This window comes from Moorena sp. SIO3B2 (assembly GCF_010692525.1).
In the GTDB taxonomy this organism is placed as follows: Bacteria; Cyanobacteriota; Cyanobacteriia; order Cyanobacteriales; family Coleofasciculaceae; genus Moorena; species Moorena producens.
This window is the reverse complement of the sequence record NZ_JAAHHE010000895.1, coordinates 1-1,338: the sequence shown is the minus strand read 5'-3', so window position 1 is coordinate 1,338 and position 1,338 is coordinate 1. Positions and strand designations below refer to the sequence as shown.

The 1,338-nt window shown below is 47.5% G+C and carries 2 protein-coding genes; both read left to right on the top strand.

All coding sequences use genetic code 11. The annotated features are described in order from the left end of the window. The coding region (locus F6K38_RS42165; RefSeq protein WP_502709675.1) for an O-antigen ligase family protein at positions 1 to 374 on the top strand (374 nt) is incomplete at its 5' end. 777 nt (positions 375 to 1,151) lie between these two features. Further along, the coding region (locus F6K38_RS42160) for a J domain-containing protein (RefSeq protein WP_287360809.1) at positions 1,152 to 1,338 on the top strand (187 nt) is incomplete at its 3' end.

Genomic DNA, 1,338 nt, shown 5'->3' with positions numbered 1-1,338 from the left:
CCTGGTTGGGTTGGGGGTTACGCAATTTCACTCCTCTTTACCAGTCACAAATGGAAGTCTGGCTTGGTCATCCCCATAATCTACCTCTAATGTTGACTGCTGAAACTGGCATCCCAGGCACACTGATGTTGAGTGGATTAGTTGGCTGGATTATGGTTGAAGGTATCCAACTATTAAGGGTTTGGTCAACCGTTGCGACCCCTACCACTAGACAAGATTGGCATCAAGACAACTTAATTCTGTTCAGTTATCTGGTGGCTTTTGGCAGCTGTACTCTATTCAATCTGCTGGATGTAACTCTGTTTGATTTTCGGGTTAATACCTTGGGATGGCTGTTGTTGTCAGCGATTCGTGGCGTGGCGTGTCACCGATAAAAGGGGGCTCGGGGGATGAGAAGCCCTTGCCTAATAGACATCTCCAGAAACTCGGTTTTGACCCAGGCAGTACAAGGGTTTGAGGTTAATTTTTGGAGATGTCTAATGGCATAGGGAGGGATAATCCCCCGCAGCCAGCCGAACGCCCCCCGCGTGACCAAAGGTCAAGGGTTCAATACCCTTGAGGTTGGCTAATAAATCTTCCGGAATATCCACGCATCTTGATGTAGAATAAATATAGACTGAAATGAGCTAAGACACTCCTAACTTTCGGCAAAGCCGACGCTACGCGAACGGAGAAACGGCTAAGCCAGTAAGTCAGTGTCGGCGAGTGATGCGCTTGCTCGAAGTATTGGGGCTGTCGGGGAATTGACTCGGTTGTAGAAGCTGCGGAAGTGTCCGTAGAGTAAGCCAGCCTGGAGGTTAGGCACTTGACCCTTAAGCTTAATTAATCTGGAGCTTGAGCGCGTCAAGTCTGCGCTTAGCTACTGAAACCAACACGCCTGTTGCTTGGGGGTGAAAGCCCCCAGCTTCTAGCCGTGGGGAAGCTTACATTTAACCTAATTTAGTTCTAGATAAAGCAATTAGCTAAACCTTAGTTGAAAAGGAGTCATCTAAGCAAGGGTCAGGATAACCGCTCCCATGTTCACTAGAATACGCGAAGTTAAGCTTGGTTTACCCGATTTGTCGGGTTTTGTGCCAGGATTACAAAATCAGGATCCTTCCAGATGTCACAATAATCGAAAGCGTTGTCTAACCAGTTAGGATAAAACTGCGGTGGCACAAGATCGGGTCAGAAAAAACATTAGGAATCGCGAAAGCCCAAACCCTACTAGTTATTACGAAATACTGGGATTGCACCCTAGTGCATCACCCATAGCTATCCGACGTGCCTATCGGCAACTCAGTAAGCGCTATCATCCTGATACAACCGACTTACCCACTGAAACTGCCACGATTAAAT